The 15,805-nt window shown below is 72.1% G+C and carries 14 protein-coding genes; all 14 read right to left on the bottom strand.

Translation table 11 applies throughout. The features are described from left to right. Positions 1-56: 56 nt before the first annotated feature. Positions 57-1,763 (bottom strand): flavin monoamine oxidase family protein, encoded by a 1,707-nt coding sequence (locus IE295_RS20295; RefSeq protein ID WP_190065107.1) that lies wholly within the window; start codon positions 1,761-1,763, stop codon positions 57-59. A gap of 57 nt (positions 1,764-1,820) precedes the next feature. Then, positions 1,821-2,621 (bottom strand): carbon-nitrogen hydrolase family protein, encoded by an 801-nt coding sequence (locus tag IE295_RS20290; protein WP_190065106.1) that lies wholly within the window; start codon positions 2,619-2,621, stop codon positions 1,821-1,823. Positions 2,622-2,840: 219 nt separating this feature from the next. After that, a complete protein-coding gene (locus tag IE295_RS20285) occupies positions 2,841-3,296 on the bottom strand; it encodes an Lrp/AsnC family transcriptional regulator (protein WP_190065105.1) in 456 nt (151 codons plus the stop codon). A gap of 97 nt (positions 3,297-3,393) precedes the next feature. Continuing rightward, on the bottom strand, positions 3,394-3,960 hold the full coding sequence (locus tag IE295_RS20280) for a GNAT family N-acetyltransferase (protein WP_190065104.1): 567 nt from the start codon (positions 3,958-3,960) through the stop codon (positions 3,394-3,396). A gap of 121 nt (positions 3,961-4,081) precedes the next feature. Beyond that, positions 4,082-5,797: an amino acid permease gene (locus IE295_RS20275; protein ID WP_224323177.1), complete on the bottom strand. Its 1,716-nt coding sequence runs from the start codon at positions 5,795-5,797 to the stop codon at positions 4,082-4,084. 357 nt (positions 5,798-6,154) lie between these two features. After that, positions 6,155-7,597 carry a GuaB1 family IMP dehydrogenase-related protein gene (locus tag IE295_RS20270; protein ID WP_190065103.1) on the bottom strand — a complete coding sequence of 481 codons (1,443 nt, stop codon included), beginning with the start codon at positions 7,595-7,597 and terminating at the stop codon, positions 6,155-6,157. Between the two features lie 126 nt (positions 7,598-7,723). Beyond that, entirely contained in the window at positions 7,724-9,055 is a 1,332-nt protein-coding gene (locus tag IE295_RS20265; RefSeq protein WP_190065102.1) for an MFS transporter, read from the bottom strand. Continuing rightward, the gene (locus IE295_RS20260; RefSeq protein ID WP_190065101.1) at positions 9,052-9,561 is read right to left on the bottom strand and encodes a glycine-rich domain-containing protein; all 510 of its coding nucleotides are present in this window, start codon (positions 9,559-9,561) and stop codon (positions 9,052-9,054) included. The genes IE295_RS20265 and IE295_RS20260 overlap by 4 nt, the downstream gene beginning before the upstream one ends. A gap of 20 nt (positions 9,562-9,581) precedes the next feature. Next, positions 9,582-10,820 (bottom strand): phenylacetate--CoA ligase family protein, encoded by a 1,239-nt coding sequence (locus tag IE295_RS20255; protein ID WP_190065100.1) that lies wholly within the window; start codon positions 10,818-10,820, stop codon positions 9,582-9,584. Positions 10,821-10,946: 126 nt separating this feature from the next. Then, positions 10,947-11,102, bottom strand: a complete 156-nt coding sequence (locus tag IE295_RS20250; protein WP_190065099.1) for a hypothetical protein — start codon at positions 11,100-11,102, stop codon at positions 10,947-10,949. A 202-nt stretch (positions 11,103-11,304) separates the two neighbouring features. Continuing rightward, entirely contained in the window at positions 11,305-12,294 is a 990-nt protein-coding gene (locus IE295_RS20245; RefSeq protein ID WP_179199007.1) for a sugar-binding transcriptional regulator, read from the bottom strand. A gap of 172 nt (positions 12,295-12,466) precedes the next feature. Next, positions 12,467-13,153, bottom strand: a complete 687-nt coding sequence (rpe, locus tag IE295_RS20240; RefSeq protein WP_190065098.1) for a ribulose-phosphate 3-epimerase — start codon at positions 13,151-13,153, stop codon at positions 12,467-12,469. A 93-nt stretch (positions 13,154-13,246) separates the two neighbouring features. After that, positions 13,247-14,674, bottom strand: a complete 1,428-nt coding sequence (locus IE295_RS20235; RefSeq protein ID WP_190065097.1) for an RsmB/NOP family class I SAM-dependent RNA methyltransferase — start codon at positions 14,672-14,674, stop codon at positions 13,247-13,249. Between the two features lie 39 nt (positions 14,675-14,713). Further along, positions 14,714-15,658 carry a methionyl-tRNA formyltransferase gene (gene fmt / locus IE295_RS20230; RefSeq protein WP_190065096.1) on the bottom strand — a complete coding sequence of 315 codons (945 nt, stop codon included), beginning with the start codon at positions 15,656-15,658 and terminating at the stop codon, positions 14,714-14,716. Positions 15,659-15,805: the final 147 nt, after the last annotated feature.

Below are 15,805 nucleotides of genomic sequence, written 5' to 3'. Positions count from 1 at the left end.
TCACCTCCCCGCACCGGCCCCCGGCCTCGGTTCTTCCGGCCTCAGCCCTGCGGGCCTCAGTCCTCCGGCAGCTCGACGGGCGCGATCTCGTCGAAGACGTCGCCCGGGCCGGGGTTGGTGGCGTCCGTGGTGCCGCCGAACTGGTGCATGACGCCCCACACCGCGTTCAGCGCGGTCTGGACTGCGCCCTCGGCCCAGCCCGCCGTCCAGGAGATGTCGTCACCGGCGAGGAAGATGCCGCGCTTGTCCTCGGGCAGGCGGTCCTGCATGAAGTGGGTGTACAGGCGTCGCTGGTAGCGGTAGTGGCCCGGCAGGTTCGCCTTGAACGCGCCCATGAAGTAGGGCTCGTTCTCCCAGGAGACCGTCACCGGGTTGCCGATGATGTGCTTGCGGATGTCGACCTTGGGGTAGATCTCGCCGAGCGACTTGAGCACGACCTCCAGGCGCTCGTTCGCCGACAGCGGCAGCCACTTGAGGCTGTCGTCGCACCAGGTGTAGGAGAGGCAGATGACGGCGGGCTTGTCCGGGCCGTTGTCCAGCAGGTAGGTGCCGCGCGTCATGCGGTCGGTCAGCGTCATCGACATGACGTCCCGGCCCGTCTCCTCGTCCTTGTCCAGCCAGAACGGCCGGTCCACGGGCACGAAGAGCTTGGACGACTCCATGTAGTGCGTCCGCTCCATCGCCGTCCAGTGGTCGATGGGGAAGAGCGAGTCGTCACACGCGATCTTGGACAGCAGCATCCAGGACTGGGCCGTGAAGATGGCCGCCTTGAAGGTGCGGATGTCGCCGCTCGCGTCGGTGACGGTGATGCGGTTGCCGGCCGTGCGGTGCAGGCGGGTGACGGCCGGGCGGGGAGTGCCGCCGTGCAGCGAGGACAGCGAGGTGCCCGGCGCCCAGTGGACGAGCTTCTGCGGCTCGCGCTCCCACAGCCGCAGCGGAAGCTGCTGGCTGCCGCCGACGATGCCGCGGTGGTGGTCGTCGGCCTCGGTGTAGACGACGCGCAGGATCTCCAGGATGGAGTTGGGGAAGTCGGTGTCCCAGCCGCCGGTGCCGAAGCCGACCTGGCCGAAGATCTCGCGGTGCCGGAAGGACTTGAAGGCCTCGGACTCGCAGAGGAAGCCGTAGAAGGTCTGGTTGTCGAGCTTCTCGACCAGCTTCGCCCAGATCTCCCGGATGCGCGGCACGTCGCGCTCGCGCATGGCGCGGTTCATGTCGGAGAAGTCGGCGCCCTCCTCCAGGCAGGCGTTCCACGCCTGGGCCACGTCACGGTAGACCTGCGGCAGGTCCTCGACCGTCTCGGCGTAGTGGGACTCGCCCTTGAGGTCGACGACGGTGGAGGGGGTCTCGGGCGCCAGCGGGTTGGGGAACGGCTTGGTCTCCAGGCCCACCAGGTCGATGTAGTACTGGAAGGCGGTGGAGGACGGCGGGAAGCGCATCGCGCCCATCTCGGCCGTCAGCTCTTCGTCGCAGCCCTCGAAGCCCACCGTGCGCAGGCGGCCACCGATCTGGTCGGCCTCGTAGACGACGGGCTTGAGGCCCATCTTCATCAGCTCGTACGCCGCGACGATGCCCGACAGTCCGCCGCCGATGACGGCGACCTCGGTGCCGTGCTCGGTGGCCGGGATCTGGCCGAGGCCCGCCGGGTGGGCGAGGAAGTCGTCGTAGGCGAAGGGGAAGTCCGGGCCGAACATGGTGATCGGCGGCTCGACGGGCTGGACCTGCTCGTGCTCGTCGTGGACGGCGGTGGGCACCGTGGACGTCATCGGCTGGACTCTCCTACTGGCAGGGGGGTGGGGCAGGGGGCGGGCAGGGCCCGTGGTCTAGATGAGCGAGGCGTAGAGCTCGGGGCGGCGGTCGCTCAGGTAGGTGTTCTCCGCGCGCGAGGCCTTCAGCAGCCCCGGGTCCACGTCGGCGACGATCAGGTCCTCGCCGGCGCCGGCCCGGGCCCGTACGGTCCCGTCGGGGGCGGCCAGGCAGGACAGGCCGGCGAAGGCGAAGTCGCCCTCGTCGCCGCAGCGGTTGGCGTACGCGATGTAGAGCTGGCTCTCCCACGCCCGGGCCGGCACGATCGTCTGCGGAACGATCTCGTACGGGCGCATCAGCGCGGTCGGCACGAGCAGCAGCTCGGTCCCGGCCAGCGCGTGGGCGCGCACGGCCTCCGGGAATTCCACGTCGTAGCAGATCAGCAGGCCGAGGCGGACGCCGTCGAGGTCCGCCTGGACCACGGCCTGGTCGCCGGGGGTGAAGAAGGTCGTCTCGTAGTCGCCGAAGAGGTGGGCCTTGCGGTAGTTCGCGAGGCGGCCTCCGTCGGGGCCGACGATCTGCAGCGAGTTGAAGACCGTCTCGCCGTCGCGCTCGGGATAGCCGAAACCGACGGCCAGGCCGTGCTCCGCGGCGATCGCGGCGACCGCCCGCGCTGCCGGGCCGTCGGCGGGCTCGGCGAGGTCGCGGACGGCGGGGCCGAGGGCGTAGCCGGTCAGGTACAGCTCATTGGTGAGCAGCAGCCGGGCGCCGGCGTCCGCGGCCCGGCGGGCGGCGTCGGACAGGGCGGCCAGGCTGTCGGCGGTGGACGCGGGAACGCCGCTGGGGCCTTGGTACAGCGCGATGCGCAGCGGCGTCATGCGTCCTCTTTCGCGGTGGGGCCATGCGGCGGGGCCGGGTCAAACACGCATTCGTGTAGGCGTCTCGACGGTACGGTTCCGGCTCTGACCTGGACAAGGCATGGACGTTGCGCGGCGACGGCAAAAACGTTGCGCGTTTCGGGCCCGGCGCGGCGATTCGTTGCGCAGGGGCCCGGGCGGATCACCGGAAGAGGATGTCCGCGGAAGGGACGGCCCGGATCAGGAGGGGGCGCCGGAGCTGAAGCGGCGCAGCAGCGGCGAGAGCACCAGCACCGACTTGGTGCGCTCCACGAAGGGCTCGCCGGCGATGCGCTCGAGGACCCGCTCGAAGTGGCGCATGTCGGAGGCGAAGATCTGGACGATGGCGTCGGCCTCGCCCGTGACGGTGGAGGCGGACGCCACCTCGGGGTAGCGCGTGAGTCCGCGGTGGATCGCCTCGGGCGAGGTGTTGCGGCGGCAGTAGAGCTCGATGAAGCCCTCGGTCTCCCAGCCGAGCGCCGCCGGGTCCACCCGGACGGTGAATCCCGTGATGGCCCCCTCGGCGCGCAGCCTGTCCACGCGCCGTTTGACTGCGGGGGCCGACAGGCCGACCTCCGCGCCGATGTCGGCGTAGGAGCGCCTGGCATCCTCGGCCAGGGCATGCACGATGCGTTCGTCGAGCTCATTCAATCGCACGGCGGGTGGATCACATTTCTACGGGAACCTGCTGTCGTTACCAGCAGTAGATCACGCGCCCGGGGATGGTCCCGCCCGGCGGGTGCCCATCCGGACGTCAGGTGCCCAGTGCGGTGCACATGGCGGAGGGTCCGGGGAATTCTTCGATGAGAGCGTCCATCAGCACTTCGTCGACGTGCTGGCCCAGCCAGTGGCCCGACTTGCGGAAGCGGCCGGTGGGCCGGAAACCGGCCTTCTCGAAGGCGGTGATCCCGGCCCGGTTGGGCTCGAGGACCTTCAGCCAGACGGCCCGCAGCCCGGCCAGGTGGAAGCCCCAGTCCAGGGTGAGCCGGGTGGCCTCCTCGGCGAAGCGCTTGCCGCGCTGGTGCGGGGCCAGGAAGATCGTGAACTCGGCCCTGCGCTCCCTGGGGTCGACGCGCAGCGCGGTCAGGCCGATGGGCTGCTTGTCCTTCAGGCGGACGACCTCGAACCGGGCGTGGTCGCGGTCGTCGAGCTGCCGGTCCCACTCCTCGGCGTGGGCCTCCCAGGCCTGGGGGAAGCGGCTGCCCCGGCCGAGGATCGTGCCGGGGTCGGTCTCCCATTTGTGGTACTCGGCGAGCATCTCGTCGCGGGGCATGCCCAGGGCGAGGCGGTCGCCGGTCAGCAGGAGGTGGGGGCTGCTCATCGGATGTGATCCCTTCCGTGCCCCGGGCGGCCGGGCCGGGGCCGTCGAATGCCCGAATGGCCGCCGGGTCCGCGAAGAGCGGACCCGGCAGCCAGGGATCATAGGGCGCCGCGGGCGAAGATCACTTCTTCACAGAAGTCTTCCGGGCCTTCGCGGGCGCCTTGCCGGCGGCCTTGCGGGGGCTCGCGGCGGCCTTCTGGCTCTTCGCCGGAGCCTCGGACGCCTTCGCGGCGGCCGCGGACGCCTTCGGGGCGGCCTCGGTGGCCTGCTCGGCGGCCTCGGGCGCCTCCTGGGCGATCCCGGCCGTCCCCTGCTCCCCCGCGGCCTCACGGGCCAGGCGGGAGCTGCGCATGCCGTAGGCGAAGTAGATCACCAGGCCGAGCAGCATCCAGCCGCCGAAGACCTCCCAGGTCACGACGTCCAGGCTGAACATCATGTAGACGCACAGCGCGAAGCCGATCGCGGGGAAGACCGGGGCCAGCGGCACGGTGGTGTCACCGAAGGGAACACGCACACCCGAAAGCGGTACCCGGAAGCTGCGCTTCATGGTGGGGCGGGTGAACCGCAGCACGATGACGGCGACATTGACCAGGGCGAAGGCGAAGAGCGTGCCGATGCTGGTGGCGTCCGCGAGCTGGGCGAGCGGTACGGCGGCGGCGAGCACGCCGCAGAAGACCGAGACGATCACGGTGTTGGCGACCGGCACGCCCTTCGGGCTCACCTTGGCGAAGCGCTTGGGCACCAGACCGTCGCGGGACATCGCGAAGAGGATGCGGGTCTGGCCGTAGAGCACGGTCAGCACGACGCTGGCGATGGCGATGACGGCGCCGGCGGCGAGGAAGACGGACCAGAAGCCCTGGCCGGTGACGTCCTTCATGATGCCGGCGAGCGCGGCCTCGGAGCCCTCGAACTTGTCCCACGGCATGGCACCGACGGCGATCGCCGCGACCAGCACGTACAGCGCGGTGACGATCAGCAGCGAGAGCATGATGGCCTTGGGCAGGTCCCGCTTGGGGTCCTTGGCCTCCTCGCCCGCGGTGGAGGCGGCGTCGAAGCCGATGTAGGAGAAGAACAGCGTGGCGCCGGCGGCGCTGACGCCGCCCAGGCCCAGCGGCATGAACGGGGCGTAGTTGCCCGCGCGGATGCCGGTGAAGGCGACGGCGCAGAAGAGCAGCAGGGCCACGATCTTCACGCCGACCATGATGGTGTTGGCGCGGGCGCTCTCCTTGGCACCGCCGAGCAGGAACGCCATGCACAGCAGCACGACGAGCAGGGCGGGCAGGTTGAAGATGCCGCCGTCCACGCCGGGCGGGTTGGCCATCCAGTCGGGGATGGTGACGCCGATCGTGCCCTCGAGGAGCTCATTGAGGTACTGGCCCCAGCCGACGGCGACCGCCGCGACGGAGACGCCGTACTCGAGGATCAGGCACCAGCCGCAGACCCAGGCGACGATCTCGCCCAGGGTGGCGTAGGCGTAGGAGTACGAGGAGCCGGAGACCGGGATGGTGCCGGCCAGCTCCGCGTAGGACAGCGCCGAGAAGAGCGCGGTGAGGCCCGCGATGACGAACGAGATCACCACGGCGGGGCCGGCGCTGGGGACCGCCGAACCGAGTACCACGAAGATGCCGGTGCCCAGCGTGGCGCCGATGCTGATCATCGTCAGCTGCCACATGCCGAGCGAGCGACGCAGCGAGCCGCCCTCGCCCTGGCCGCCCTCGGCGACCAGGCGCTCGACGGGCTTGCGGCGCATCAGGCGCGTGCCGAAGCCGCTGGTCGGCAGCGGGGCACGCTGGTCGTCGCCGGTGGCGGCGGCTGGCGCTGCGCCTTTGTCCAACACTGGGGTCGCTCCCACAGGGGTCGCTCCGTTCATCACTGCCGGTCGGGGGGATCCGGTCGGGAGCGACGGCCGACGGCGGTACCCAGGGCGCGCCGGCATGGCAGAGCAAACCCGTAGCGAGGGGTACCGCCGAGCAAGCGGTACCCGCCACTCCACGTTCTGCGCAGACCCTACGAGGTGAGGGGCCGCGCTCGTAATGCACCATTCTTGCGTATGCCCGGTGGATCATTGCGTCCGGGGATTCGAAACGGGCGATCGTTGCACGTCGCGTTATGAATCGGTACATGGCGAGCAAAAAAGGGGCGCGGTCCGGAATCGGACCGCGCCCCTTTCGGGAGCCGTGAGGAGCCGTGAGGCTTACTGCCAGCTGGCGTGCAGCGGCTTGCCCTCGGCGTAGCCGGCGGCGCTCTGGACGCCGACGACGGCACGCTCGGCGAACTCCTCGAGGGAGCCCGCGCCCGCGTAGGTGCAGGAGGAGCGGACGCCCGCGATGATCGAGTCGATCAGGTCCTCGACGCCCGGGCGGGCCGGGTCGAGGAACATGCGGGAGGTGGAGATGCCCTCCTCGAAGAGGCCCTTGCGGGCGCGGTCGTACGCCGACTCCTCGGAGGTGCGGTTGCGCACCGCGCGCGCGGAGGCCATGCCGAAGGACTCCTTGTACAGCCGGCCGTCGGCGGTCTGCTGGAGGTCGCCCGGGGACTCGTAGGTGCCCGCGAACCAGGAGCCGACCATGACGTTGGAGGCGCCGGCCGCGAGGGCCATGGCCACGTCGCGGGGGTGACGGACGCCACCGTCGGCCCACACGTGCTTGCCGTACTTCTTGGCCTCGGCGGCGCACTCGAGCACCGCGGAGAACTGCGGGCGGCCCACGCCGGTCATCATGCGGGTGGTGCACATGGCGCCGGGGCCCACACCGACCTTGATGATGTCGGCGCCGGCCTCGATGAGGTCGCGCACGCCCTCGGCGGCGACGATGTTGCCCGCGACGATCGGGACCTGCGGGTCGAGCGCCCGGACGGCCTTGATCGCGGCGATCATCGACTCCTGGTGACCGTGCGCGGTGTCCACCACGATGGTGTCCGCACCGGCCGCCAGCAGCGCCTTGGCCTTGCCGGCCACGTCGCCGTTGATGCCGACGGCGGCGGCGATGCGCAGCTTGCCGTCCGCGTCGGTGGCGGGGGTGTAGAGCGTGGCGCGCAGGGCGCCCTTGCGGGTGAGGATGCCGGCCAGCTTGCCGTCCTTGTCGACGGCGGGCGCCAGCTTGCGGTGGGCGGCGTCGAGGGTGTTGAAGGCCTCGCGCGGGTCGATGTCGGCGTCCAGGAGCAGCAGCTCGGTGGACATGACCTCGGACAGCTGGGTGAAGCGGTCCACGCCGGTCAGGTCGTGCTCGGTGACGACGCCGACGGGGCGCTGCTGGTCGTCGACGACCACACCGGCGCCGTGGGCCCGCTTGGGCAGCAGGGACAGCGCGTCGGCGACGGTCTGGGTCGGCGCGAGGACGATGGGGGTGTCGAGCACCAGGTGGCGGCTCTTGACCCAGGAGATGACGTCGGTGACGACCTCGATCGGGATGTCCTGGGGGATGACGACGAGGCCACCGCGGCGGGCGACCGTCTCGGCCATGCGGCGGCCGGCGATCGCGGTCATGTTGGCGACGACGAGCGGGATGGTCGTACCCGTGCCGTCCGGTGCGGAGAGGTCCACACCCTGGCGGGAACCGACCGCGGAGCGGCTCGGCACCATGAACACGTCGTCGTACGTCAGGTCGTACGGCGGCTTCTGGTCGTTAAGGAAACGCATACTGGCTCTCTCACCTGCGGTTTTGAGTACAAAGCGGGTGGGGAGTCAGCACCGAACCAGCGCCGGATCGGGCTGAGGTTCCTGGACCCATCATCCATGATGCTCCTGCGTTCTGGCCAATATGAGTCACATTCTGTGACTTCTCCCAGGGCGGCCGGGAGGGCGTTTGTGGCTTCCGCCAAGGGGGTGTGACGGGCGGCCCGTCAGGGCGAGGACGGGCACGATCGCCAGCGCGAGGACTCCCCCGCCCACCGCCAGCACGGGGAAGCCGCCGTGCGCGACGACCAGCCCGGAGGCCATCCCGCCGGTGGCGCCGGCCAGCGAGATGCCGACGTCGACCAGGCCCTGCGTGGAGGCACGGGTGGCCAGCGGCACGGAGTCGGCGACGATGGCGGTGCCGCTGACGAAGCCGAGGTTCCAGCCGAGGCCCAGCAGCACGAGCGCCACCGCGAGCGCGGCCGCCGAGTGCGGCGGGGCCAGGGCGGCGAGGAGCCCGGCGGCGAGCAGGGTGACGCCGGAGGCGAGGGCGACGCGCACCCGGCCGAGGCGGTCGACGAGGTAGCCGGTCAGCGGCGAGGGCAGGAACATGGCCCCCACGTGGAGGGCGATGACGAGCCCGGCGGCCTGCGTGTCGTGGCCGTGCGCCCGCATGTGGACGGGCGTCATCGTCATGATCGCGATCATCGCGAGCTGGCTGAGGATCATGACCGCGGTGCCGGTGGCGACGCCGCGCGCGTGCCCCCGGCCGGCCGGGGCGGCCTCCGGCTCGTCCGTGGCCCGGGGCGCCGCCGCGCGGGCGGCCCGCTCGCGGGCCAGGTGCAGCGGGTCGGGGCGCAGGAACACCCCCAGGATGACGGTGGCCGCCGCGAAGGCTCCCGCGGCCAGCAGGAAGGGCCCGGCGAGGCGGGGGATGCCCCAGCCGTGCGCCACGTCGCCGGTGACCGTCACCAGGGTGGGGCCGATGACCGCGCCGAGGGTGGTGGCGAACAGCACCAGGCCCGCCGCCCGGCCGCGGCGCGCGGGCGCGGCCACGTCCACGCCCGCGTACCGGGCCAGCAGGTTGGTGGCGGTCCCGGCCCCGTAGACCAGGAGCGAGAGGAACAGCAGCGGTACGTCGTCGAGGGCGGCCGCCGCGACGACCCCGAGGCTGCCGACCGCGCCGGTGGCGTAGCCCACGGCGAGCCCGGGGCGGCGGCCCCGGCGCTGGCACAGCCGGCCCACGCCGACCGCCCCGACGGCGGCGCCCGCCGTGAACAGGGCGCTGGGCACGCCGGCGAGGCCGGTGGAGCCCAGCATCTCCTCGCCGAGCAGCGCGCCGACGGTGATCCCCGCCGCCAGTCCCGCACCGCTGAGCAGCTGGGCGAGCACCAGGACGGTCAGGATCCGCCGCTGCTCCGGAGGCTCGTCGTGCGCGAAGTCCACCGCCGCTCCCGGGACTTCGGAGGTGCCGGCGCTCATGAACCCAGCGGTTCGAGCGCCGCGATGTCCTCCAGCGACATCTCCATCCGCTCGTGCAGGAAGCGCACGATCGTCCAGTGCGGCAGCGCCCCCTCGTCGAACGGACCGAACTCCCGGCAGTACAGCGGGATCCAGCGCAGGGCCTCCTCGACCGATTTCTCCCGGCCCGGCTCCTCCTGGTACTCCTCGTAGGCGATGCTGCGGTGGTCGATGAAGAACCGGCCGGGCAGCCTCTCCTCGCACAGCGTGCGGTATTCGCGCGTCTGCAGGATGAGGTAGTGCCATATCTCGTCGATCTCCTGCTCCACGGGCAGGAACAGACCGCTGAGCTGATCGCGGTGGCGCGAGACGAGGTAGAGGTACCGCAGGCATTCGGTGACCTGGCGCTCGACGTACGCACGCTCCGCCCCGGTGGACCGCTCGAAGTGCCGCACCACCTCCTCGTGGAGCGATGCGCCGAGGAGGGCCTCGAGGTCGTCGGAGCAGACGTGCGGCTGTGGGGTCATGGCTTCTTCCGTCCGGGGGGTCACAGGTCCTTCACCAGCCAGGCGTACTTCCCGGACTTCCCGATGGGAAGGTGCGGGACGTGCTCGACGCGGCAGTGGCGTCCGGTCAGTTCGCCGGCGCTCTCGGCCAGGGCCGCGGTGTCGGCCGCGTCGAGGGGGGCGCCGTCGAAGGTGGTGACGAGCAGCCGGGCCCGGTCGCCGTCGGCCACGTGGAGGCGGTGGAGGAAGACCCGGTGGGAGACGTCGGCGATGCGGTCGTCGAGGTCGGACTGGGCGACGGGCCCCCGCGGCGTGTCCAGCAGTTCCTTCTCGCGGCCGCAGAAGCGGGAGATGCGGGCCGGGTCCGGCGTCCCGTCCAGCGTGCGCGCGCAGTCCCCCGAGCGGTAGCGGATCAGCGGCATGTGCGGATTGCGGACGCTCGTCACGATGAGGCTGTAGATCTCGCTGCCGGGGGCGACCGGGACCAGCTCGACGCTCATCTTGTCGAGGTAGGGCCAGTACCGGCCGCGGGCGTCGCTGTAGTAGAGGTAGCCGAGTTCCGTGCTGCCGAAGAGGTCGACGACGGGGCAGGCGAAGTGCTGTGCCAGGTAGCGGCGGACGTTCACCGGCGTGTACTCGTAGGCGTGGATGATGCTGGCGGGCGCGGGGAACGCGTCCCACAGGCCCCACTCGCCGACCTTGCGCACCAGATGCGCCAGGTGGTAGCCGGAGCAGTCGAGGTGGTACCAGCCCTTGGGGTGCGCCTCGCGGGCCGCCTGGATCTCGCCGAGCATGCGCTCGACGTCCTCGCGCTCCCACAGCGCCGGGTCCAGCCGCAGATTGAGGTAGACGGTACGGGCGTCGAGCCGGCGTTCCTCCGGCGCGGGCGCCGGCGACGGGTCCGTCCCGCGCTTCTTCGCGTTGACGCGGGCCACGTGCTCGGTGGCCAACACCGTGGTGAGGGAGACGCGTTGGCAGCCCTCCTCCCAGGTGGCCCGGATGTCGGGGTGTTCGCTCCACAGCCGGTAATAGGAGTTGAGCAGGAAGTACGGGGGCCGGATGATCTGCATGCGGGCGTGGTTGGTGCCCGTGGAGAGCACGAATTCCGCCTCGCCCTTCTCGAGCGCCGCGGCGAGGGCGGGCGTCATCCAGTTGTCGGGGAAACCGCGGGCTATCTCGGGTTTCTCCAGGATCGGGAAGTGGCCCCGCTCGATCGAGGTCCGGTAGATCGGCACATCCCTGATCAGGTCGACGACGTCCGCGGCCGGCTGACCGTTCACTGCCACCCCCAAGGTGAGCTCGGACAGAGAAAACCCCGGGGCGAGGGCCCCGGGGCGTTGCCCGGAGCGGGCGGCCGGTGTGCGGAGGCGGTCCGCGGCGCCCGCTCCGAGGCGTCTGACACCGGGTCAGGAAATACAACCGGCCTTGGGCGCCGCGCTGATGCAGCCGGCCTTGGGAGCGGCGCTGATGCAGCCGTCCTTGGCGGCGGCGCTCGCCGAGTTGGCGGCGACCCAGCCCTGCCAGACATTGTCCTGGGCCATCTTCTTGATGAGCTGTTCCATGACGGACCTCCGAAAGGTGGGAAACGCGGCGGCGGGTGAGCCCCCGTGCCGCGGGATCCGACGGTAAAGCTCTGGCCAATGGAGTGTCAACGATTGGCAATATTGCGATGGCTCAAATCAACCGGTGCCCCTACGAGATGAGGGCGGCTCCCCCGGAATGATTCCGGGGGAGCCGCCCTCGTGTCGTCGAGCGGACGAGCCGCTACGAGCCGTCCGGATCCGCGCGGTCCAGCGCCGGGCGCGGGCCGGGGCCGGTCTCCAGCAGCAGGTAGTCGGCCGCCGCCGTGTCCGTGACCAGGCTGGTCACCAGCCCGGACCGCAGCACCGCCCCGATCGCCGCGGCCTTGCGCTGCCCGCCGGCGATCGCGACGACCTCCGGTATGCGGCGCAGCCGGTCGGCCTCGACCGTGATGCAGCGCTCGCCCAGGTCCCGGCCGATGCGCCGGCCCTCGGCGTCGAAGAGGTGCGCGGACATCTCGGCCGCCGCGCCGAGGGAGGCGTAGTGGGCGCGCTCCTCCTCGGTGAGCATGTCGTAGACGGTGGAGATGCCCGGCTCCCACGAGCCGATGGAGACCGCGGCGACGGTGACCTTGTCGAAGTAGTCGAAGGCCCGCGCGATGCCCGTCTGGCCGCGCAGCGCGGCGGCGGTGGCGGAGTCGGGCAGCAGCATGGGCGCGTAGATCGGGTGCGCCTCGCCGCCCGAGACCTGGGCCGCCCGGCGGACGGCCTCCACCGAACCGCGCTCGGCCGTGCCGGCGTCGTAGACGCCGGTGAGCTGGACGACCGTGCACGGCGGCAGCCGGTGCAGGGCCGCGGCCATGTGGATGGTGGAGCGGCCCCAGGCGAGGCCGAGCACGTCGCCCTCGTGGACCAGCTCGCCGAGCAGGTCAGCTGCCACCTCGCCGAGGTTCTCGGGATCGGGCGCGTCGTCGGCCGCGTCGGCCGGGGACTCCACGACGACCGCGTGCCGCAGGCCGTAGCGGGCGCGCAGCGCGTCGGAGCGCTCCGCGTCCAGCTCCGCCGGCACCCGGATCTCGATCCGCACCAGGTCGCGCTCCAGTGCCGTCTCCAGCACCCGGGCGACCTTGAAGCGGCTGACGCCGAACTCCTCGGCGATCTGGATCTTCGACTTGCCCTCGAGGTAGAAGCGGCGGGCCATCGCCGCCGCCTGCACCAGCTCGGCGGGCCCCATAGGCGTGGCTGAACGGCCCGTCGACACCGCGGTCTCCTCACTATGTGTTCAAGAGCTGTCCCTGGGAGAGCTCTGGAGCTGTGGACTCGACCGTCATCCTGTCAGATACGACGGTCCTTGATCAGGCCTTGACCTTCGCCCTCAGCAATTCGGGCGAGCGGCCGGGGACGGGTCAGTGCGCGCAGGCCCAGGGCGCACCGGCGGTGGCCTTCTCCGCCTGCGCACGCAGCGAGCGTACGGCCGCGGCCGGGTCGTCCATGCCGTAGACGGCGGATCCGGCCACGAACACGTCCGCGCCGGCCTCGGCGCACCGCTCGATGGTGGAGGCGGACACCCCGCCGTCGACCTGCAGCCACAGCTGGAGGTTGTGCCGGGAGATCAGCTCCCGGGTACGGCGGATCTTGGGCAGCATGATGTCGAGGAACGCCTGGCCGCCGAAGCCGGGCTCGACGGTCATGATGAGCAGCATGTCCAGCTCGGGCAGCAGGTCCTCGAACGGCTCGATCGGCGTCGCGGGCTTGAGCGCCATCGACGCCCGGGCCCCCTGCCGCCGGATCTCCCGGGCCAGCCGCACGGGGGCGGCGGCCGCCTCCGCGTGGAAGGTGACCGATCCCGCGCCCGCCTCGGCGTACTGCGGGGCCCAGCGGTCCGGGTCCTCGATCATCAGATGGCAGTCCAGCGGCGTGTCCGTGGCCTTGAGCAGCGACTCCACGACGGGCATGCCGAGCGTGAGGTTGGGCACGAAGTGGTTGTCCATGACGTCGACGTGGAGCCAGTCGGCGCCCCCGACGGCCTTCGCCTCCTCGGCGAGGCGGGCGAAGTCCGCGGACAGGATGCTGGGGTTGATCTGCACGGCCATACCCCCAAGCCTGCCATGCCGCGTGCGCGGCATTGACACGGGAGGGGCCGCTGGGCCCCCGCCCACCGCCGGATCCCGGTCAGCCGGCACGGCTCACGCCGTGCGCCGCAGCAGCGCCAGGTACATGGCGTCCGTGCCGTGGAGGTGGGGCCACAGCTGGACGTCGGGGCCGTCGCCCAGGACCGGGACGCCCTGCATGTACGGGCGGGCGTCGATCCACTCGGCGCTCACGCCCTCGCGCTTGAGCACGTCGTCGACGACCGCCTTGGTCTCCGCCGGGTGCGGCGAGCAGGTGGCGTAGCCGACGACGCCACCGACGCGGACGGCGCGCAGCGCCTCGCGCAGCAGGTCGCGCTGCAGGGGGGCGAAGCCGGGCACGTCCTCGGGGCGGCGGCGCCAGCGGGCCTCGGGACGGCGGCGCAGGGCGCCCAGGCCGGTGCAGGGCACGTCGACCAGGACCCGGTCGAAGGCGCCCTCTCGCCACGGCGGACGCGTGCCGTCGGCGGCGATGACCTGGTACGGGCCGGGGTTGCCGGCCAGCGCGCGCTCGACCAGGCGGGCGCGGTGCGGCTGCTTCTCGGACGCCAGCAGCGCCGCCCCGCGCTGCGCGGCCAGCGCGCCGAGCAGGGCGGCCTTGCCGCCGGGGCCCGCACAGCCGTCCAGCCAGCGCTCGTCCGGCCCGTCCAGCGGGACGCCGGCCAGCGCGAGGGCCACGAGCTGGCTGCCCTCGTCCTGGACGCCCGCACGGCCCTCGCGCACCGCGTCCAGCGCGCCGGGCTCGCCGCCCTCGGCGAGCCGGACGGCGTACGGCGACCAGCGGCCGGGCAGGCCGGAGTCCTCGCCCACCGCCGCCAGCAGTTCCTCGGGGGTCGACCGTCCGGGGCGTGCGACGAGGGTGACCTCGGGGCGTTCGTTGTCCGCCTCGAGCAGGTCCTCGATGCCCGCCCGGCCGCCGCCGAGCGCGTCCCACAGCGCCGAGACGATCCAGCGCGGGTGGGAGTGGACGACGGCGAGGTGGGCCTCGGGGTCGTCCTCGTACGGCGGCGCGACCCGCTCGAGCCAGCCGTCCAGGTCATGCGCGGCGATCTTGCGCAGCACCGCGTTGACGAACTTCGCCCGCCCGTCGCCGAGCACCACCCGGGCCAGCTCGACGCTGGCCGAGACGGCGGCGTGCGAGGGGATCCGGGTGCCCAGCAACTGGTGGGCACCCAGGCTGAGCACGTCCAGCACCGGCGGGTCGACCTCGCGCAGCGGCCGGTCGACGCAGGACGCGATGATCGCGTCGTACGTGCCCTGGCGGCGCAGCGTGCCGTAGACCAGCTCCGTGGCGAGCGCGGCGTCACGCGCCTCGAACCCCTCCTTCTCACGGGCCTTGCGCAGCAGGGGCGGCAGCACGAGGTTCGCGTAGGCGTCCCGCTCGTCCACGGCCCGCAGCGCCTCGAAGGCGAGCATCCGTACCGGGTCCTTCTTGGGCCGGCGGTAGGGCTTTGCGGGGCGCTTGCGAGGGGCCTGATCGTTCACGAAAGGTGCTCCGGAGCTGTGACGGCGAAGGGCTCCAGACTACGCCCGTTCCGTCGCGCCGAGCCGCTCGCCTGCGGAAATGCGGACGCCTCGGGCCCAGTCCGCCGCCTGCATCGGCTTCTTGCCCTGCGGCTGCACCCAGTGCAACTGAACGGCGTGCGAGCCGGTGCCGACGTGCACGGAGTTCTTGGCGACGGCGATCTCGCCGGGAGCGAGGTCGCCGCGGTCCGGGGTCAGGGCCAGGGACATGAGCTTGAGGCGCTCGCCGCGGAAGGTGGTCCAGGCGCCCGGGGCCGGGGCGCAGCCGCGTACGACGCGGTCGACGCGCAGGGCCGGGGCGGCCCAGTCGACGCGGGCGTCCTCGACGCTGATCTTCGGGGCGAGCGAGACGCCCTCGGCGGGCTGCGGCACGGCCTTGAGGGTGCCGTCCTCGATGCCGTCCATGGTGGCGGCGAGCAGCCCGGAGCCGGCGAAGGCGAGCCGCGTGAGCAGGTCGCCGCTGGTGTCGGTGGGGCGCACCTGCTCGGTCAGCACGCCGTAGACGGGCCCGGAGTCCAGGCCCTCCTCGATCTGGAACGTGGAGGCGCCGGTGACCTCGTCACCGGCCAGGATCGCGTGCTGCACGGGCGCGGCACCGCGCCAGGCGGGCAGCAGCGAGAAGTGCAGGTTCACCCAGCCGTGGGCGGGGATCTCCAGCGCGGCCTTGGGCAGCAGGGCGCCGTAGGCGACGACCGGGCAGCAGTCGGGGGCGATCTCGCGGAGCCGGGCGAGGAAGTCCTCGTCGCGCGGCCTGGCGGGCTTGAGCACCTCGATCCCCGCCTCTTCGGCGCGCTCGGCGACGGGGCTGGCGACCAGTCGGCGGCCGCGCCCGGCGGGCGCGTCGGGCCGGGTGACGACGGCGACGACCTCGTGGCGGTCCGAGGCGATCAGGGCGTCGAGGGCGGGTACGGCGACCTCGGGGGTACCGGCGAAGACGAGCCTCATGGGTGGCGAACAACCTCTCTCGCGGGGCAACGGCCAAGTCTAGAGGGGTCTCGCCCTCAGGGGGCGTGCGGGCTGACGCGCGCCCCATTCCGGCGGATGTACGCCCCCATACCGTGACCCAGCGGCCCGTGGCGCGTTGGGTCAAGA

It is taken from the genome of Streptomyces griseocarneus (genome assembly GCF_014655595.1).
Taxonomy (GTDB): domain Bacteria; phylum Actinomycetota; class Actinomycetes; order Streptomycetales; family Streptomycetaceae; genus Streptomyces; species Streptomyces griseocarneus.
Note: the sequence above shows the minus strand (reverse complement) of the source record. Positions and strands in the feature narration are given on the sequence as shown.